The organism is Escherichia sp. Lx600-2 (genome assembly GCF_036662595.1).
Lineage (GTDB): Bacteria > Pseudomonadota > Gammaproteobacteria > Enterobacterales > Enterobacteriaceae > Escherichia > Escherichia coli.
On sequence record NZ_JAYQWM010000023.1, the window covers coordinates 16064 to 34615 of the forward strand.

Genomic DNA, 18552 nt, shown 5'->3' on the forward strand with positions numbered 1-18552 from the left:
TATTCAAAACTCTGACGAAAAACAGGCTGTCGTCAGTTTTGACGTGACGAAACGAAATACCGCGTGACAGCCATCACGCGGCAGACATTTTATTTTTTCTCGACGACGGGACCTGCCTGATACCCGCCGCCCAGCGATTTCATCAACTGAATGCTTTGGATCACCCGGCGGCTGTCCAGCATCAGTAATGACATCTCTTCGGCAAGTACTGGCAACCGGGCTTCAGTGGCCTGTAAGCGGCTGGTTAAGCCGCGCTGATAGGCGGCCTCGGCAGCGCGCTGGGTGAAGCGCGTTGCTTCCACGCGTTCAGCCTGCATTTCTCGCTCGTCGTTGAGCGTTTGCAGACGCGTGCCGTTGACGGCAACGTCACGCACCGCGTTCAGTACTGACTGGTTGTAACGTTCAATCATGTTGCTGGCGGCGCGCGTACCTTCGAGATTGGCATTCAACCGTCCACCGTCAAACAGCGGCAATTTCAGACCCGGGATGAAGTTGAACTGGCGACTGGTTTTTTTGAATAAGGTATCCAGATGGATGGAGTCCAGACCGAAAAACGCTTTGATATCAAAGCTTGGGTAGAACAGCGCCCGCGCGGAATCCACCTGATCTAATGACGCCTGAACATACCAGCGCATGGCTTGCAGATCCGGGCGTCTGGCGAGCAACTCATAAGAGAGTGTCGCCGGAATGCCGGTCTGGACTCGTGGTAATGCCACCGGTTTGATCTCCGGCATATCGCTGGCTCCCGCGCCAATCAATGCGCGCAGAGATTCTCGCGTTTCGGTGATTTGCCCTTTAACGGCAGCAATTTGTTTATCGACCGCCAGAATCTGTGCCCGCGCGCCGTGGAAAGGCACTTGCGCTTCCAGACCGTGCGCCACTTTACGTTGGTGCGCTTTCACCGCGTAATCAATCACATCGCGAGTTTGTTCTAACAGATCGAGCATCTGATAGCTGGCCTGCATACTGTAATAAAGCTGCGCTACGCCCGTGGTCAGCGATAGCTCTACTGCTGCGGTTTCTGCCAGCGCGGCATTATGCGCGCCAATGGCGGCGGCAACCGCTGAGCGATGCACACCCCACAAATCAAGATCCAGTCCGGCAAACAAACCTACTGTGGCTTCCGTATAGTACGGCCCGTCCATACCCAGTGCTGGCGCATCCATCGCATAAGGGCTTAAAAAGCCGTTCGCCGAGACGCGTTGGCGGTTGAGCATCCCTAACGCTGCGACCTGTAATTGTGAACCGGCATCTAACAAATCGGCCTGGGACTGCGCTTTTTCTTCCCGCAGTTTCGCTTCGGCGAGGGTGTGTGAACCACTTAGCGTCCGTTGGATCAGCGCATCCAGCTGTGGGTCATTGAGTTGTTTCCACCACTGCGCCTGCGGCCAGCCGGAGCTGGCAAGATGAATATCATCGGCCAGTTTGATTTGTTCCGGTTTGAGCTGTTGATGAGGCGCAGAATCCTTGCGTACCAGGGCACAGCCGGAAATCAGCGTCGTGCTGCCGAGAATGCTGCACAACAGCAGACGTGAAAGTTGACGATTGATCATTGCGTGGCTCCTTGTGCCTGTTCCGTGGCGGGCGTTAATGCCGGGGCTGTCCAGTCTGGCAAGCGGGCGAAAAGCTGGCAGACGTGTTGCTCCTGTTTTAATAAGGTGGGCAGGATGGCCTGCGAGGCGGGTGTCTCTTCAAGCGTTATTTGAGGAGAACGGCTGAGTGCGGTTGCCAGACCGGCAGCGTATTTTTCCAGGGCGTCGGCAAACTGACCTGCTCTGTCCGGCTGTAGTGCGTTATCCAGCGCCTGCGCCGAGTTCCAGGTGGCATCCCAGGCGTGAAGAAGATCGCGGCCCTGACGAATAACCGTTTGCGAACGTTCAATCAGTAAGGCGCGTTCTTCGCTGTCCAGTTGACGCTCCAGCGCCACGCGTTGGCACATCTCTTCACAGGCATTAAACGCCGCATGCAGACCTATACGAATTTGCAGATAAGTGCGCAGAGCCGTGACTTCCTGCTGGCGTGGGATCCGCATTACTTTACTTAGCATACCCAGCGCACCGGCCAGTTTTTGCGGCAGCGTGCGCGCTTCACTTTCAGGCCAGACAAAGGTGCAAATCACCGCAGACACCACGGTACCAATGATAATACCCAGGGCGCGATCGCGAATTTCCACCAGGTCGTACACCGGACCAAAAACGTTTTCGAGCGTGGCGAGCGCGAAGGTGACCACCATCTGTGTGCCGATATAAGAAGAGCGTTCAGAGCTGGTGGTAATCCATGCGCCCAACAGGAAAATCGGTGCCAGCACAAACAGCAATTCGACAATATTGTCCAGCCAGGGCATGACCAGTAGCGTGAATAACAGCGCCAGAATCACGCCGCAAAAGGCCCCGCCAAAACGCAGCACCATCTTCTGGTACGACGAACCGACATTTGGGTTAGCGACGATCACGCAGGTCAGCATACAGGTATGAATGCCTTCCCAGTCCACGCCGCTGTAGAAGGTGTAACAGATCAAACAGGCGAGCAGCGTTTTTACCGCGTAGCGCATATAGTCTGGATTGGTAAAAGCATCGGCGACCATTGATGGCGGTTTGGCGGCGGGCGTTGGCGGCGTATTCGGGTCCATCTGACCAAGCTGTAACAGCGTCTGGCAGATATTCTCCAGGTTACATTCCCGTGCCGCCATCGCTTCACTTTCACTGATCTGCCAGTCGCTTTGCCAGCACTGACCTTCGGTAATGGCATGCTGCAGCTTGTTGATTTCTGAAGCTAATTTTTGTCGGAATTCAATAATTGCCTGAGAATCAGCAAAAGAGGTGGGATCGTAGCGATTCAGTGTCGAGTAAATGTAGGTTACCGTTGCCACGCAGCTTTGCCACCATGCACTCTGGGTTCGCCAGTTGGCATCGTCCGCGAGGCAAAAGACATTGAGTTTTTGCAGCGCCAGCGCCTCTCTTTCAATCCGCGTTTCGGGTAGCGGTGCGAGGCTGTCCGTCAGGTGGCTAATGGCATCATCAAGCCGATCATTAAGCACCTGATGCATTTGCGAAATGGCACGACTGGGAAACCACAGCACGCCGATTAACGTCATCAATAACGTCGGGTAGAGGCCGACAACGATACACCACAGGGTTAAGCGCACGACCACTTCCGGATAGTCGAGCATGGCGGGGAAGGTTTGCCCGTAAATAGCGACAATGGCGACGGCGAAAAAGACCAGCCCCAACCGATGGGTGCGCATCAAAAACATGCAGCCCATCAGGATCGGTCCGGCGATGATCAGCCGGATCAGAGGCTCGCCGTATGACCATTTGTAGATCAAAAACAGGCTGCCGATCTCCAGCACCGTGGCAACCACAAACAAGATCGCCACAAATTTGGTGTAAAACGCGTTCGACTGAATACCGTAAAACAGCACTGCCAGCGATAACGCCACGAAAGGGATCTCAAAGGTCATCGAGATCAGAATCACCAGCAGGCAGCCTACCCAGAGTTGCACGGTCTGCGGCACGCGACCTGGTCGCCGCTCGCTTAACTCTTCATGAAAGAACGCCAGCAGCCTGACCACCGGTAATGGCAGGGAGTTGAGCGCGCTCATTATTGCGGCTCAAGATTAGCGACTGCCGAAGCGCCGATGCGGAACATTTCCGGGTCAGGTTTATCAACCATGATTTTGACCGGAAAACGCTGGGCAACGCGGACCCAGTTAATAGAACGAGAAACTTTCGGCAGGCCGCCCAGCACCAGGCCGCCGTCATCCGGTAGCACGCCGTAGCCAATTGAATCCACTTTACCCTCGAAAGTTTTGCCGCTGTCACTCATCAGGCGAATCGTTGCGGGTGTACCTGAGCGAATATTTTTCAGATCGGTTTCGCGGAAGTTGGCGATCACGTACCAGTGACGAGTGTCGATTAGGGTAAAAATAGGGCGCATGGCAGAAGCAAATTGCCCGACGGAGGTTTTGAGGGAAATGACCCGGCCATCAAACGGTGCGCGAACGGTCGCCATTTCCAGATGCAGTTTGGTCAGGGCAATATCCGCTTCGACCGCCGCACGCTGGGCAACTAATGCATCCACGCCGCTGACGGCGCTGGCGGCTGACTGCGCCTGTAACAATACGGCATTAAGATCCGCTTCTGCGGCGCGCTGCGCGGTCCTCGCACGGTCAACGTCTTCCGCTGAGACAAAACCTTCTTTCAGTAATGGCTCGGTGCGGCGTAATGTATCTGTGGCCTGTTTCGCGGCGGCACGGGCTTTTTCTACCGTGGCATTAACCGAGTCGGCACCAAACTGTTGCGCGTCAACGCTACGCTGGGTGAGCATAATTTGTTTATCCAGCGCCGCGAGGGAGGCTTCGGCTTTCGCCAGATTGGCTTCGTACGGGCGCGGGTCGATGCGGAACAGCAAATCGCCCTGTTTGACTGCCTGGTTGTCGGTGACCGCCAGTTCTACAATGCGACCGCTGACTTCCGGCACCACATCAATGGTATCTGCTGACGCGTAAGCGTCATTAGTTGATGGCGCACTGTCTACGCGCCAGATAACGAAAACAAGGGCAACCAGCGCCAACGCAACCACTAACAGAGCAGGGAATTTACTGCGAGGAGCTTTTTTCGGCGTACTTTCCATGAGCGCGTCTCAAATAGATTAGAAAAATGCCAGCCAGAACAGCATGGCGTAGAGAGCAAAAAGGGCGGTATAAATAATTCCGACAAATGCCAGCTTGATATTTGCCCGCTGAATAACTCGCCTCGTGATGAGCGTCAAAATAAGGCTGGCAATGGCGCAGAAAAACCAGCTGGGATAATAAGCGCCGATCACCGGGATTGCCGGAGATAATGAGCATCCCGAAACCATGAAGACGGGAATTATCCAGGCTGTTTTTTTGAGTTGCATCGCCATGCGAGAGAGAACTGTTGGCATATTAAATACATCCTGTCTGCTGCGAACAATATCTGTAGTGAATATCAATATCCATTGAAGGCGTCAGTATGGCTATTTTCTCGATGAATAAAAATAGCTTTATTCAGCCACCGCATTCATAACTTATATATTTTATTTATTAATTGGCTGTATATATTTTTAAAATAAATGCTTTTGGGGGCTTCAGGGCCCCCAAAAGCGAGTGACATTAATTTGGGGTTACGATATTCACCCACAAATCGAAATTATCCAGACAGGCGATAATTTCTTCCAGTTTCGCGCCATTGCCAATAATTTTGGCTTTCTTCGCTTTTACCAGATCTGCCATTTTGGCTTGTCCGGTCAGCACGGCGTGCAGATCTTCACGACTGATGTAGAAAGAGGCGTCAGCTTGGGATTGCAGCGTTTTACGGTAGTTAAGCACGCTATCGTTCAGCGTCAGGTTGAGGTTATCGCCGTTGCTCATATTGAAGTTCAGGCTGATATTTTTACCCGCGGCTTTTTCGCTATCGAGGCGAACGGACATAAAGTCGAACAGCATTTCGACCGACATTCCGCGAATGGTGTCCGGGGAACCGGTGGTGCCGTGGCTGAACTTATGCACCCCTTCGCGCAGCTCTTTCGCGCCGGTCAGGTAGAAACCGCGCCATGTGGCGGACTCGGCCTGATAGCCCAGCTGTTCAAAGTTATTCGCTTGCAGATTCTTCGCGACCTGGTCACCCGGGTTGGCGGCAATCACCTGTTTCAGCAGTTCTGCCGACCAGCGGTAATCACCTTGCTTGTTCGCTTCTTGCGCCAGGTTGATGACACGGGCAGAACCGCCCAGCGCTTTCACGTAACGTTTGCCCATCTCTACCTGACCATACGGATGCAGGTTAGCCGGGTTACCGTCGTAATAGCCAAGATAGAAGTTATACACCGCGCGGGCGTTGTGGCTGACAGAACCGTAATAGCCACGGCTGGCCCAGTTATTGGCAAGTGCAGGCGGCAGCTTAATCATGTCGCCGATTTCATTCATGGTGTAGCCCTGGTTCGCCAGATGCAGGGTTTGATCGTGAATATACTTGATGGTATCGCGATATTTACCAATATAATCATTGATATGCTTATTGCCCCAGACCGGCCAGGTGTGCGGCATAAACAGCACTTCCGCGTCGTTACCCCACATATCCAGCGTTTCGTTCAGGTACTCGGTCCACTTGCTGGTATCGCGGGTTTTCGCGCCGCGCAGAGTGTAGAAGTTGTGCAGGGTATGCGTGGCGTTCTCGGCGGTACACAGGGCTTTCAGGGCCGGAATATAGAAGTGCATTTCGGCTGGTGCTTCGCTACCTGGGGTCATCAGGAAGTCAAACTCCAGGCCGTCGATAATCATCTTCTCGCCAGTTCTGACGATAGTTTTAGTCGGTGCAATAATGCTCGGGTCGCCCGTTGCCAGCGTCACGCCAAGGCCATTACCCACGTTGCCTTGCGCGTTGTGTGGCAGTAACAGACCGTAAGAGTAGAGCGCACGGCGGCTCATGATGTTACCCGCCAGCACGTTTTCGCTGATGGCTTCGTCCATAAAGCCAGCAGGGGCAATCACCTGAACTTTGCCGGATTTAACATCGGCTTCAGAGATAATGCCTTTCACGCCACCATAGTGGTCGGTGTGGCTGTGAGTGTAGATAACGGCAACAATCGGTTTTTGCGGACGATGCTGGAAGTAAAGGTCAAGTGCGGCTTTTGCGGCAGGTGGCGTCACCAGCGGGTCGATAACAATAATGCCTTTCTCGCCCTCAACGAACGTAATGTTAGAGATATCCTGGCCGCGCACCTGATACATTTTATCGGTGACTTTGAACAGGCCAGAAATGCCGTTGATCTGCGACTGACGCCACAGGCTGGGGTTTACGGTTTCCGGCGCTGCGGCATTAATATCAAATTTGTAATCGTCCGCGCGGTAGTAAACTTTACCGTTCGCATCACGCAGAATACCTTCATCCAGCAGCGGGGCGATAAATCCACGCTGGGCATCGTCAAAATCCTGACGATCGCTAAACGGTAATGATTTGGCGTAATTCTGATTAACCTGTTGGGTATATTGAGTGGCGGCTTTCGCTTCCTCTTTCGCGTTAGCGGTATTTACCATCATGCCGCTGACGGCGGTTAACGCAATAACAATCCTGCTCAAACGGAATAACTGAGAGTTATTCATATAAATCTCCATTTATCATTTATGTCGTAAATATGTAATCCATGCAAAATACGTCATTTAAAGCTGGTGTTATCATAATTGGGAAATTGCGACTTTAATAAGTGGAAGTGTGAGCAGAACGATCCATTTTATTAGGCATTTGTGCTGAAGAGGGAAAATTACGGCATATTTATTACTATCATCAATAATGTGACCTGACTTATATTTTTATTATTTATATTACTTTCAGCTTTCACTTCGACAAGAAGTACGCACAATGATTAATTAGATGAATGATGCGGAGTGTAACCATGAAACCCGTCGTGCTGGTGGTGGATGATGACACGGCTATCTGCGCACTGTTGCAGGACGTGTTAAGTGAACATGTCTTTACGGTTTCAGTCTGCCATACCGGACAGGAGGCCATATTGCGTATTGAGGGCGATCCTGACATTGCGCTGGTGGTGCTGGATATGATGCTACCCGATACCAACGGCCTGAGGGTATTGCAGCAAATCCAGAAACTGCGTCCGACATTGCCGGTGGTGATGTTGACCGGCATGGGCAGTGAGTCTGATGTGGTGGTCGGGCTGGAAATGGGCGCGGATGATTACATCTGCAAACCGTTCACCCCGCGGGTGGTGGTCGCACGACTGAAAGCGGTGTTGCGACGGGTTGGTGCGCTGGCGGTTAATGACGAGAAAAGCGCCGGGCTGTCATTCAATGGCTGGTATCTCGATACCATGCGCTGCCAGTTGCACAATCCGCTTCAGCAACATGTCGAGTTAACTCAGGGCGAATATGGCTTGTTACTGGCTCTGGCGCAAAACGCGCGTCGGGTATTGAGCCGCGAGCAGTTGCTGGCGTTCACCCACAGCGACAGCGTGGAGGTGTTTGATCGCACCATCGACGTATTAATCATGCGCTTACGACGCAAAATCGAACTCAACCCGCATCAGCCGATGTTGATTAAAACTCTGCGCGGTCTGGGGTATGTCTTCGCTGCCGACGTGCATTAATCCGACATTTCTGTTTGCAGCTCTTCCAGCGTTTTCGCCCCGTCGATGGCATTGGCGCATAACAGGCTTGCCCGCGCGCAGGCGTGTGCCAGTTTGATGCTCTCGGTAAGCGTCCAGCGTTCATGGCAGCCATATAAAAATCCGGCACAAAATGCATCGCCCGCGCCGACGCTGCCGATAATTTCCCGTTGTTCTAACTTTTGCGAAGGGATCCACACGCCGCCCTGTTCTGGGGTCTCTCCCCACGCCCCTTCCGGGCAGTGGATCACCACCCGCTGGCGCACGCCCGCATCTAACAGTTCACGCGCGGCGGCAGCAATATGCGCGATATGCGGTTCGCCGTTGGGTAACCGAATTTCCAGCCCGCTAAACTCCCCGGCCTCCAGTTCGTTAATTACCAGATAATCCAGATGGCGCAACGCGGGCAGCACCAGCGGCTGATAACGCGGATCGCCCTTACGGGAGACCAGGTCGAGTGAGGTTTCAAAGCCAGTATCACGCATTTGCGCCAGCAGGCGTGCGCTACGGGTGCCGTAAACATCGTCCGGCATATCCAGGCTGTCGAGCAACAGTAAATAGCCGAGATGGAAAATCTTCATGGTGTTATCGAGCTGATCGAACGCCGGAAGATCCAAAAGTCTGTTTGCACCCGGCGAATGGAAAAACGTCCGCTGCCCGCTTGGGTCTGTCATCACCTGCGACATCGACGTCGGGGCAAAGGTAGTGCGCTGCACATGCTGACGATTGACGTGATATTGCTCAAGCATCGCCATGATGTAATCGCCGTCGCTGTCCTGACCGATTAGCCCAACCGCCTGTAACGGCAGCCCGGTGCGCATTTTCGCCAGCGTCAGCAGGACGTTAAGCGGCGCACCGCCGGTGGAGCGTTCGCTGTGGGTGATCTCCGCCAGCCAGCCGCGCTCTGGCCACTGGATAATCTGATGGACGTGGTCAACCAACATATTGCCTGCGGCGATAATCCCTTTACGCTCCATCATGCCTGCCCCGCACTGCCAAAAATACGCATCTGTTGTGCAACCGTATCGCTGATGGCGGCTTCCACTGCCAGCAGTAACTCGGCAAACTCGTCATACATCGGCTGACGGTGCGCCATTCGGGCCTCAACGGCAGCCAGCGCCGCTTGCGACATGCCAGTGTAGAAATTGATTTTGTGGATACCCAGTTCGATGGCGCGGCGGAAATCGGCATCACTAATCCCTGAGCCGCCGTGTAATACCAGCGGGATAGCAGCCTGCTGGCGGATAGCGTCGAGGCGCGGGAAATCGAGTTTCGGTTCGCCGCGATATTTGCCGTGTGCATTGCCAATCGCCACGGCCAACGCGTCAATGCCGGTACGGTCGACAAAATCACGCGCCAGTTGCGGATCGGTAAACAGGGATTCATCGGCATGACCATAGAGCGCACCGCCTTCGTCGCCACCCACCGCGCCCAGTTCAGCTTCTACCGATACGCCAACGGCATGGCACATTTTCACCACTTCCCGCGTCTGGCGGACATTTTCTTCATACCCCAGCGTGGAGCCATCAAACATTACCGAGCTGAATCCCAGCCGCAACGCTTGCACCACCGATTCAAAATGCAGTCCGTGATCGAGATTTAACACCACCGGAATGGCATGACGCGCCGCTTCAAATTTCACTGTCTCGACCAGGGAATCCAGCGAGATATATTTAAAATGTACTTCGGCAATGTTGATAATAAAGGGCGAACGTTCTTGTCTGGCAGCAGCAAACAAGGCGCGTAAAAAGTGCGAGTCCAGCACATTAAACGCACCTAACGAATAGTGATGTTCGCGGGCATGTGCCAGCCCTTCAGCGAGAGAAATCAATGGCATAACTTTATCCTTATTCAGCGGAACTGGCGGTATTCGTTACACAATACCAACTGTGCAGGTTCGTCTTCGTCAATCAGGTTGTAGCGGGCCAGCGGGCGTAAAAAGTGGTTATCATGGTCGTCGTCATTGACTGAAGAGACTTCGCCAACCAGCACATCGCCAAAACCGGTTTCCGCCCAAAAACTGTGATAAAGGCCGGGTGGCAGGCAGATACTTTCGCCGGGGGTCAGGCGTAACTGACTGCCTGCGACATGGGTCTGGCGGCAGCCGTCGATCACCACCGTAACGTCGGTATCAACTGTTTGCTCGTTGCTATCGGCATTCCACAGTTCAACAATCAAATTGCCGCCGCCGCGATTGATAATGTCCTCGCGCTTACGCCAGTGAAAGTGCATTGGCGTGACCTGCGCATCGCGCACATGCATGATCTTCTCGGCGTAACATTTCACATACGGCATTCCTTTTGCTGAGCCGTTACGTAGGGTAAACAGCGTCAGCCCCTGTGCTGCAAAGTTGTTGCCACCAAAAGCGGTAACATCCCAGCCGAGTTTGAGATCAAAAACTTCCTCCCACGCGGCGGTGTCGAGCTGCTGCCATTGGGCAGGCGAGAAACTGGCAAAGGGCGGAAGATGTACGTCATGTTGCGAAAAGAATTGCCGTGTATGGCCGAGAATGTCGTTTATAGCGGAGCGTTTCATCGAAAGCGTTCTCCTTAGCGGTGGCCGGGCAGCATCGCCGCCCGGCGTGTGGACTTATTTCACCGTCCAGCCTTTGTAATTGCCGACGTTGTTTTTATCGATCATCGTCACCGGGATCAGCACCGGCTCTTTCGGCGCAGGTTTGCCCTGCAAAATGTCGTAGCCAATTTCCACCGCTTTCGCTGCCATCACCTGGGGATCTTGCGCCGGAGTAGCGACAAACAACGAGTTCTCACGCTTGAGCGCCTCTTCGGCGTCCGGGCTTCCGTCCACACCGACAATAAAGAACTCGTTACGTTGCGCCTGTTTTGCTGCCAGATCGGCACCGATTGCGGTGGGATCGTTAATCGCAAATACGCCGTCGATCTTCGGATTTGCTGCCAGCAGTCCCGTCATTACCTCCAGCCCGCCTTCACGACTGCCTTTCGCGTTCTGGTTGTCAGAGAGCACTTTGATGTCAGGATGGCGTTTAAATTCAGTCTGGCATCCTTCGACGCGGTTTTGCACGGCGGATACCGGCGGGCCGTTGATGATCACCACATTGCCTTTGCCTTTCAGGCGATCGGTGATGTATTTACAGGCCATTTCGCCCGCCTGGGTGTTATCGGAGGTGATGGTGGCATCAGCACCTTCTGCCGCTACGTCAACCGCGACAACTACGATCCCGGCATCTTTCGCCCGTTTCACCGCCGGGCCGATCCCTTTTGAATCGGCAGCGTTGAGGATAATCATATCGACGTTAGCGGCGATAAAGTTGTCTATCTGCGACACCTGCTGACCCAGATCGTAGCCGCTGGAAACCAGCGTCACTTTGACGTTATCGCCTGCCAGTTTGCGTGCTTCCAGCTCCGCGCCTTTGGTGATCTGCACGAAGAACGGGTTCGCCAGATCGCCCACCGTTACGCCTATTGATTTCAGTTCTTTCGCTTGGGCGAACGGTGCTGCGGCCAGCAGCGCGCCTGCACAGAGCGCGGTCACTAAGGGCTTCAATCTCATGCTGTATTCCTCATGTGTTTATGCACTTTGATGGTGTCGGGTACGGTATTTGTCGATCAGCACCGCAATGATGATCACCGCCCCTTTGATCACCAGTTGCCAGAAGTAAGAGACGCCCATTAAGGTCATGCCATTGTTGAGCGTGGCGATAATTAGCGCGCCGACCAGCGTGCCGGTGATGGTGCCGATGCCGCCGACAAAACTGGTGCCGCCGAGGATCACCGCCGCAATGGCGTCCAGCTCGTACCCCATACCTAAGTTGCCGTTGGCGCTGTACAGCCTTGAGGCGTTCATAATTCCGCCCAGCCCTGAAAGCAGGCCGCTCATACCATAAACAAACAGCAGCACCAGCCAGACCTTAATGCCGGTAAGACGCGCCGCCTGCATATTGCCGCCGACGGCGTAGATATGAACGCCAAGCGTGGTGCGGCGCAGAATAAACCAGCACAGCACAATCACTGCGAGGGCAATCACCACCAGCCACGGGACCGGCCCGAGATAGTTATTGCCTATCCACTCGAAATTAATGTTGGAGTTGATAACCGTGGTGCCGTCCGCCAGCAGATACGCCGCCCCGCGCAGCGCCGTATAGGTGCCAAGCGTGACGATAAACGGTGGCAATCCGGCAAAGGCCACCAGCGCGCCGTTGAACAGCCCCAGCAGCAGGCCGAGCATCAGCGCCGCCGGGATCGACAGCATGGCGAACTCAGGGCTAAGGGAGACGACCATCGCCGCCACCGCTGTGGTGCCGAGGATCGAACCCACGGAAAGATCGATCCCGCCGGTCAAAATGATGAAGGTCATCCCCGCGGCCAGAACAATGTTGATCGATGCCTGGCGGGTAATATTCAGCAGGTTGCTTTCGGTAAAAAAGTTTGGCGCGATAAAGCCAAATACCGCCACGATCAGAATCAAAATGGGCAAGATGCCGACCGTTTGCATCAGATCGCTCATCAGCATTTTTTTGGCAGAAGTCTTTGCAGAGGTCGTCATGAGGGCACCGCCTGGGAATGGGCGTCGTTGACGCCAGTCGCTAAGGTCATAATGTTTTCCTGGGTGATGTTTTTGCCGTTTAACTCACCGGCAATGCTGCCTTCGCGCATCACATAGACGCGATCGCTCATTCCCACTATCTCCGGCAGTTCGCTGGAGATCATCAGGATCGCCACGCCCTTGCGCGCCATCTCGTTCATGATCCGGTAGATCTCGCTTTTTGCGCCAACGTCCACGCCGCGGGTGGGTTCATCGAGCAGTAAAATGCGCGGGCCAATTGCCACCCAGCGGGAGATCAACAGCTTTTGCTGATTGCCGCCGGAAAGCCCGCCCGCGCGTACCTGGGCATGAGGCACGCGAATGTTGAGCAACTTGATGGCGTCATCGGAAATGGTTTGCGCTTTTTTGCGATTGAGCATTCCCCAGCGGGCATCGCGCTCCAGGGTCGCCATGGTGATGTTTTCGGCTGCCGCCATTTCAAGGAACAGCCCCTGTTCTTTGCGATTTTCGGTGAGAAAGCCAATGCCAAGATCGATGGCTTCGCGCGGGGAGTGGATCACCACCGGTTCACCATCGACTTCAATCATTCCGCCTGTCGCTTTCCGCACGCCGAAGATCAACTGCGCCAGTTCGGAACGTCCGGCACCCACCAGTCCGGCGAGGCCAACAATTTCGCCGGAACGCACCAGCAGGCTACTCGGCTGGACTTTGCCGCCGTCGGTCAGGTGGTGAACATTCAGGCGGGCTTTACCGAGCGGGATATCGCGCTCTTTATTGAACAGATCGCTCAGTGGCCTGCCGACCATCATCCGCACCAGCTCCCCGGCATTGAGGTTATCGCGGGTCAGGCTGCCAACGTATTGCCCGTCGCGCAGCACGCTGACGCGATCGGAAAGCTCATACACTTCCGCCATGCGGTGGCTAATGTAGATAATCGCCATCCCTTCATCGCGCAGCCGCATAATCAGTTCAAACAGGCGGTGAGTTTCGCGGGAGGAGAGGGCGGCGGTGGGTTCGTCCATCACCAGAATGCGGCTGTTGCGATGTAGCGCGCGGGCGATTTCGACCTGCTGTTGCTCGGCAATGGTCAGTGTCATGACCTTATCGCTGGCGTTAAACTGCGCGCCGAGGCGGTCGATCACTCTTTGCGCCTGCACCAGCATCTCTTTACGCTGCACCAGCCCGCCGTGGGAAAGCTCGCTACCGAGGAAAATGTTCTCTGCCACCGTCAAATTGGGCGCCAGCTGCATCTCCTGATAAATCAGCGTAATACCGGCGCTTAAGGCATCTTTTGGCGTGCGAATGTGAAAGGGCTTGCCGTCTATGAGGATCTCGCCGCTGGTGGCGGTATACGCCCCCGCCAGCACCTTCATCAGCGTGCTTTTTCCCGCGCCGTTTTCCCCCATCAGGGCATGGATCTCGCCAGGGTAGACCGTCAAATCCACCCCTTTGAGCGCATAAAATTTGCCGAAGGCTTTGGCAATATTGCGCATCTCCAGAACTGGCGTGCTGTTCATGGTGGACTCCTGCGAGGTTGTCGATATCAGCACTCCATCACAGGAAAGTAAATGCAAAATGTCAGAAGCCGTTCATATTTGTCATATTGCGATTTTTCTTCACGGAGCGTGATATGGCGCACCCCGGACGTCATTTTTTTGCCAGCGCGCGCGGGCGATTGCTGCTTTTGAATTTGCTGGTGGTGGCGGTGACGTTGATGGTCAGCGGCGTGGCGGTAATGGGCTTTCGTCATGCCAGCCAGATGCAGGAGCTGGTGCAGCAGCAAACGGTGGATGATATGACCGGCAGCCTGAATCTGGCGCGCGACACGGCAAACGTGGCAACGGCGGCGGTGCGATTGTCGCAGGTGGTGGGAGCGCTGGAATATAAAGGCGAAGCCGAGCGGTTGCAGGAGACACAGCGGGCATTAAAAAGCTCGCTTGCACAACTGGCGAACGCGCCTTTAGCGCAGCAGGAAGCCGGGCTGGTGACGCGCATCATCACGCGTAGCAACGAACTGCAAACCAGCGTCGGTGGAATGCTGGAGCGCGGGCAAAGGCGGCATCTGGAGCGCAACGCGCTGTTAAGTTCGCTGTATCAAAACTTAAGTTATCTGCGGCATCTGCAAAAAGTCACTCACTCGCAAGATGATATTTTGCTTAACGAGATGAACCGACTGATTGTTGCCGCTATTGCCACCCCCGCGCCGCAGGCGATTATTCATCAACTGGTCGGGGTAATGTCTGCGTTGCCGACCCACAGCGATACGCCGTTGGTTAACACGCTACTCAATGATTTTAATCGTGAACTGCGTAAACTCGCGCCGCTTTCAGCCGCTCTGGAGCAAAGCGATCTGGCAATCAGCTGGTATATGTTTCACATCAAAGCGCTGGTGGCGATCCTCAATGGCGACATCAACCGTTACGCCGAACAGGTGGCGACGCTCTCCGGTCAGCGTGTGGCGCAAAGTTACCAGGATTTGCGCTCCGGCGAGAGGGTGATCATGATTTTCGCCCTGTTAGCGGTGGTGATCACCGCGTTTGCCGGCTGGTATATCTATCGCAACCTCGGCACTAACCTGACGGCGATTTCCCGCGCCATGAGCCGCCTGGCGTACGGCGAAGCGGACGTCACTTTTCCGGCGTTACAGCGGCGTGATGAGTTGGGTGAACTGGCGCGCGCCTTTAACGTTTTTGCCCGCAATACCGCGTCACTCGAACGAACCTCACGGCTGCTAAAAGAGAAGACCACGTAGATGGAGATTGCCCAAACTGAGCGGCAGGGGTTGGAAGAGGCGCTATTACACAGCCAGAAACTGAAAGCGGTCGGGCAACTGACGGGCGGGCTGGCCCATGATTTTAATAATCTGTTGGCGGTAATTATTGGCAGCCTGGAACTGGTGAACACGGACTCACCCGACGCGCCGCGAATACAGCGGGCGCAGCAAGCTGCCGAACGTGGCGCGCTACTGACCCAGCGACTGCTGGCGTTTTCCCGTAAGCAGTCCTTACATCCGCAATCCGTTGAACTGAAAACATTGCTGGAAGAGTTAAGCGAATTAATGCGCCACTCCTTACCGGCAACGCTGGCGCTGGAGATTGAAGCGCAGTCTCCGGCGTGGCCCGCGTGGATTGACATCAGCCAACTGGAAAATGCCATCATCAACCTGGTGATGAACGCCCGTGACGCGATGGAAGGGCAGACGGGAATCATCAAAATTCGTACCTGGAATCAGCGCGTTACTCGCAGCAGTGGGCAGCGTCAGGACATGGTGGCACTGGAGGTCATCGATCATGGCAGCGGTATGTCGCAGGCGGTGAAAAGCCAGGTATTTGAGCCATTCTTTACCACCAAACAGACGGGCAGCGGCAGCGGGCTGGGTTTGTCGATGGTCTATGGTTTTGTGCGCCAGTCCGGTGGGCGCGTTGAAATTGAAAGCGCGCCGGGGCAGGGGACAACGGTCAGATTACAGCTTCCCCGCGCGCTGACGGCGGCGAAAAACCTATCGCCAGCGGCAGTAGAACAGGCTTCTGTCAGCGGCGATAAACTGGTGTTAGTGCTGGAGGATGAAGCCGCGGTGCGCCAGACCATCTGCGAACAGTTGCACCTGCTGGGCTATTTGACGCTGGAAGCAAGCAGCGGCGAACAGGCGCTGGATCTGCTGGCGGCATCAGCAGAAATCGATATTTTTATCAGCGATTTAATGCTCCCCGGCGGTATGAGCGGCGCAGAAGTGGTCAATGCGGCCCGCAAACTTTACCCGCACCTGACGCTGCTACTCATCAGCGGTCAGGATTTACGCCCCAGCCATAACCCCGCGCTGCCAGACGTGGCGCTGTTGCGCAAACCCTTTACCCGTGCGCAGTTGGCGCAGGCGCTGGGGCAAATTGAGGGATGATTTTCAGAATTTATCAAGAGGCCTGAAGCAAATGTGCTGCTATTGTGAGCAATTCTGTTCTGAATGGGATATAAAAGGAATTATGCCAGTACTGACAAGAGGCGATTCACATATGATCGTGATGCCCACCACCTATAGCCCTATGACGGTTGCTCGTTCTTTTCGCGTGGTGGAAGAGATCGAGCTTTCTGGACGTCTGTTACAGGTAATTTATGACAAGCAGACGCCAAGAGCGGCCATCATTGAAGCGGACATTGAAGTTTTTGCAGGCGTGCCACGTCATAGGGTACATGCCGCTCTCGATCTGCAGCGTAAAAAAGAGTTCGGCAGCGATATCATTGCCGTTGAACGCTGGTGGGAAGACTCGGATCTGGTACAGGTAGAAGGTATTTGTGTCTCTCCTGGTGAGCGCGATAAGGGGCTGGCAACTCGGCTGTATGAAGCGCTAATCCTGCAATGCGGTATCACGCTAATCAGCGATTTTGATCAATATGATGGTGGGAAGATGCTCTGGCAGAAGATCGCGCGCGAGTCCGATCAGATTTCAGTGTTTGTATTAGACACTGAACAAGGGGCATTTTGGCCTTATGATGGCACGAAAGTGATCTACGATGGCGGTTGCATTCCGGAAGAGCGTATCTGGAGTATTTCACCGGATCAAAAATGTCATGGCATTGTGCTGGTGGCGGAAAATAAACAGCGAGCTAACCAGCTAATGGAAGAGTCTGCGCCTTACCGAGTTTGAGATTACTCCGCTACTCCGGTCATTCACACTCAACTAACGTTAAGCCAGTCCATCGCAGAGACTGGCTTATGAAACCTTACTCCACGCTTTTTCTTTTCACCCTGCTCACGCTGACCACCGTACCGGCCCAGGCCGATATTATCGACGACACCATTGGCAATATTCAGCAGGCGATTAACGATGCTTATAACCCTGACCGTGGGCGAGACTATGAAGATTCGCGCGACGACGGCTGGCAGCGTGAAGTGAGCGACGATCGGCGCAGACAATATGACGACCGCCGCCGCCAGTTTGAAGATCGTCGCAGGCAACTGGACGATCGCCAGCGCCAGCTTGATCAGGAGCGTCGGCAGCTGGAGGATGAAGAGCGGAGAATGGAAGATGAGTATGGGCGATGATGTTGGGTATGGAGCAGGCATTGCCCCTCACCCCGGCCCTCGCCCCTCTGGGGAGAGGGTTAGGGTGAGGGGGCCAGCGCGCACATTCCCTCTCATCACGCCACCCCAATCTCCATCCCATCAAACCCGGCTTCAAACCCCGGCGGCAGCGCGTTTTCTATCAGCCACGCATCAAACTGGTGGCTGATATGGGTCAGAACCACGCGCGGCGAGCGGATAACCTGATTCAGCGCAAGCACGGTATTTAAATCACAGTGATTACGCGGTGCATCCTCGCGCGGCGGGTGGCTGCAATCAATCACTATTACCTGCGGCTGATTATTGAGTAAAAATTTCAGCGTTTTTTCCGGCAAGCCTGCGGTGTCAGACAGCCACGCCACCCGGCTGTGTGCCGTTTCCAGCAGATAACCGAAGGTCAGTTTTGAGTGGTTGAGCGGCAGCGGCGTGACCTGCAATCCCTGCAAATCAAACACTACAAACGGTTCCACCGTGTGGCTAAAATCAAGCAGGCCCGGATGTTTAAACAGATCGTCGCAGCCCTGTTCATCCGGTGGGCCGTAAACCGGGATCGGATCGCCCACGCCCCAGCGCAGCGGGAATAGCCCCTGCACGTGATCCATATGGTAGTGCGTCAGCAAAAACTGCTGGAACGAACCGGGCGACCAGCGATCGGCGAGATCGTGCAGCCCGGCGTCGATCAGGGTGATTGCGTCGTTAAACTTTACTACGCCGCTGCACGGCTGGCGGCGATACTGCGGCGAGCGCCGCGCTCTGGCGCAGGCCGCACACTCGCAGCCCCATGCCGGAACGCCCTGTGCGCCGCCGGTGCCGGTGAGCGTGAGGGTCAGGTTCAT

Annotated in this window: 15 protein-coding genes and 1 pseudogene; 4 read left to right on the top strand and 12 right to left on the bottom strand. The window is 54.8% G+C overall.

The genetic code is table 11. The annotated features are described in order from the left end of the window. Positions 1–89 precede the first annotated feature (89 nt). The 5 genes from mdtP to yjcS form a co-directional block, all read right to left on the bottom strand. Positions 90–1553 carry a multidrug efflux transporter outer membrane subunit MdtP gene (gene mdtP / locus OQV04_RS10835; RefSeq protein WP_032282000.1) on the bottom strand — a complete coding sequence of 488 codons (1464 nt, stop codon included), beginning with the start codon at positions 1551–1553 and terminating at the stop codon, positions 90–92. After that, positions 1550–3601: a multidrug efflux transporter permease subunit MdtO gene (mdtO, locus tag OQV04_RS10840; protein WP_032282003.1), complete on the bottom strand. Its 2052-nt coding sequence runs from the start codon at positions 3599–3601 to the stop codon at positions 1550–1552. Before mdtO ends, mdtP begins: the two co-directional genes overlap by 4 nt. Beyond that, positions 3601–4632, bottom strand: a complete 1032-nt coding sequence (gene mdtN, locus OQV04_RS10845; RefSeq protein ID WP_000446378.1) for a multidrug efflux transporter periplasmic adaptor subunit MdtN — start codon at positions 4630–4632, stop codon at positions 3601–3603. Before mdtN ends, mdtO begins: the two co-directional genes overlap by 1 nt. Positions 4633–4650: 18 nt before the next feature. Continuing rightward, positions 4651–4926, bottom strand: a complete 276-nt coding sequence (locus tag OQV04_RS10850; RefSeq protein WP_001301712.1) for a YtcA family lipoprotein — start codon at positions 4924–4926, stop codon at positions 4651–4653. A gap of 208 nt (positions 4927–5134) precedes the next feature. Then, positions 5135–7120: an alkyl sulfatase YjcS gene (gene yjcS / locus OQV04_RS10855; protein WP_032282004.1), complete on the bottom strand. Its 1986-nt coding sequence runs from the start codon at positions 7118–7120 to the stop codon at positions 5135–5137. A gap of 290 nt (positions 7121–7410) precedes the next feature. On the opposite strand from yjcS, the gene OQV04_RS10860 reads away from it, so the two are divergent. Continuing rightward, entirely contained in the window at positions 7411–8118 is a 708-nt protein-coding gene (locus OQV04_RS10860) for a response regulator transcription factor (protein WP_000805929.1), read from the top strand. Here the strand turns inward: OQV04_RS10860 and OQV04_RS10865 are convergent. Genes OQV04_RS10865 through OQV04_RS10890 form a run of 6 tightly spaced genes read right to left on the bottom strand, consistent with a single transcriptional unit; the run spans position 8115 to position 14177 of the window. Then, on the bottom strand, positions 8115–9116 hold the full coding sequence (locus OQV04_RS10865) for a carbohydrate kinase family protein (protein ID WP_000970597.1): 1002 nt from the start codon (positions 9114–9116) through the stop codon (positions 8115–8117). The two genes, OQV04_RS10860 and OQV04_RS10865, sit on opposite strands and share 4 nt — an antisense overlap. Then, positions 9113–9973, bottom strand: coding sequence for a ketose 1,6-bisphosphate aldolase (locus OQV04_RS10870; protein ID WP_001128439.1), 861 nt, complete (start codon positions 9971–9973; stop codon positions 9113–9115). Before OQV04_RS10870 ends, OQV04_RS10865 begins: the two co-directional genes overlap by 4 nt. Positions 9974–9987: 14 nt before the next feature. After that, positions 9988–10671: a D-lyxose/D-mannose isomerase gene (locus OQV04_RS10875; RefSeq protein WP_032282005.1), complete on the bottom strand. Its 684-nt coding sequence runs from the start codon at positions 10669–10671 to the stop codon at positions 9988–9990. A 54-nt stretch (positions 10672–10725) separates the two neighbouring features. Continuing rightward, positions 10726–11667, bottom strand: a complete 942-nt coding sequence (locus tag OQV04_RS10880) for an ABC transporter substrate-binding protein (RefSeq protein WP_001237475.1) — start codon at positions 11665–11667, stop codon at positions 10726–10728. A gap of 18 nt (positions 11668–11685) precedes the next feature. Continuing rightward, positions 11686–12660 carry an ABC transporter permease subunit gene (locus OQV04_RS10885; protein ID WP_032282006.1) on the bottom strand — a complete coding sequence of 325 codons (975 nt, stop codon included), beginning with the start codon at positions 12658–12660 and terminating at the stop codon, positions 11686–11688. After that, a complete protein-coding gene (locus OQV04_RS10890) occupies positions 12657–14177 on the bottom strand; it encodes a sugar ABC transporter ATP-binding protein (protein ID WP_088375768.1) in 1521 nt (506 codons plus the stop codon). The genes OQV04_RS10885 and OQV04_RS10890 overlap by 4 nt, the downstream gene beginning before the upstream one ends. A gap of 113 nt (positions 14178–14290) precedes the next feature. Here OQV04_RS10890 and OQV04_RS10895 point away from each other — a divergent pair. The 3 genes and pseudogenes from OQV04_RS10895 to yjdP all read left to right on the top strand — a co-directional run bounded on the left by OQV04_RS10895 (position 14291) and on the right by yjdP (position 17698). Further along, a pseudogene (locus OQV04_RS10895) lies at positions 14291–16555 on the top strand (ATP-binding protein). A 112-nt stretch (positions 16556–16667) separates the two neighbouring features. Next, positions 16668–17300 carry an N-acetyltransferase gene (locus OQV04_RS10900; protein WP_032282010.1) on the top strand — a complete coding sequence of 211 codons (633 nt, stop codon included), beginning with the start codon at positions 16668–16670 and terminating at the stop codon, positions 17298–17300. A 68-nt stretch (positions 17301–17368) separates the two neighbouring features. Beyond that, entirely contained in the window at positions 17369–17698 is a 330-nt protein-coding gene (yjdP, locus tag OQV04_RS10905) for a DDRRRQL repeat protein YjdP (protein ID WP_032282011.1), read from the top strand. 95 nt (positions 17699–17793) lie between these two features. Here the strand turns inward: yjdP and phnP are convergent, their stop codons facing one another. Beyond that, on the bottom strand, positions 17794–18552 hold the full coding sequence (gene phnP, locus OQV04_RS10910; RefSeq protein WP_032282012.1) for a phosphonate metabolism protein PhnP: 759 nt from the start codon (positions 18550–18552) through the stop codon (positions 17794–17796).

Bases quoted from the DNA above. Each gene is read 5' to 3' on its own strand.
- mdtP (WP_032282000.1), bottom strand. From the start codon at position 1,553: ATGATCAATCGTCAACTTTCACGTCTGCTGTTGTGCAGCATTCTCGGC.
- mdtO (WP_032282003.1), bottom strand. From the start codon at position 3,601: ATGAGCGCGCTCAACTCCCTGCCATTACCGGTGGTCAGGCTGCTGGCG.
- mdtN (WP_000446378.1), bottom strand. From the start codon at position 4,632: ATGGAAAGTACGCCGAAAAAAGCTCCTCGCAGTAAATTCCCTGCTCTG.
- OQV04_RS10850 (WP_001301712.1), bottom strand. From the start codon at position 4,926: ATGCCAACAGTTCTCTCTCGCATGGCGATGCAACTCAAAAAAACAGCC.
- yjcS (WP_032282004.1), bottom strand. From the start codon at position 7,120: ATGAATAACTCTCAGTTATTCCGTTTGAGCAGGATTGTTATTGCGTTA.
- OQV04_RS10860 (WP_000805929.1), top strand. From the start codon at position 7,411: ATGAAACCCGTCGTGCTGGTGGTGGATGATGACACGGCTATCTGCGCA.
- OQV04_RS10865 (WP_000970597.1), bottom strand. From the start codon at position 9,116: ATGATGGAGCGTAAAGGGATTATCGCCGCAGGCAATATGTTGGTTGAC.
- OQV04_RS10870 (WP_001128439.1), bottom strand. From the start codon at position 9,973: ATGCCATTGATTTCTCTCGCTGAAGGGCTGGCACATGCCCGCGAACAT.
- OQV04_RS10875 (WP_032282005.1), bottom strand. From the start codon at position 10,671: ATGAAACGCTCCGCTATAAACGACATTCTCGGCCATACACGGCAATTC.
- OQV04_RS10880 (WP_001237475.1), bottom strand. From the start codon at position 11,667: ATGAGATTGAAGCCCTTAGTGACCGCGCTCTGTGCAGGCGCGCTGCTG.
- OQV04_RS10885 (WP_032282006.1), bottom strand. From the start codon at position 12,660: ATGACGACCTCTGCAAAGACTTCTGCCAAAAAAATGCTGATGAGCGAT.
- OQV04_RS10890 (WP_088375768.1), bottom strand. From the start codon at position 14,177: ATGAACAGCACGCCAGTTCTGGAGATGCGCAATATTGCCAAAGCCTTC.
- OQV04_RS10900 (WP_032282010.1), top strand. From the start codon at position 16,668: ATGATCGTGATGCCCACCACCTATAGCCCTATGACGGTTGCTCGTTCT.
- yjdP (WP_032282011.1), top strand. From the start codon at position 17,369: ATGAAACCTTACTCCACGCTTTTTCTTTTCACCCTGCTCACGCTGACC.
- phnP (WP_032282012.1), bottom strand. From the start codon at position 18,552: ATGAACCTGACCCTCACGCTCACCGGCACCGGCGGCGCACAGGGCGTT.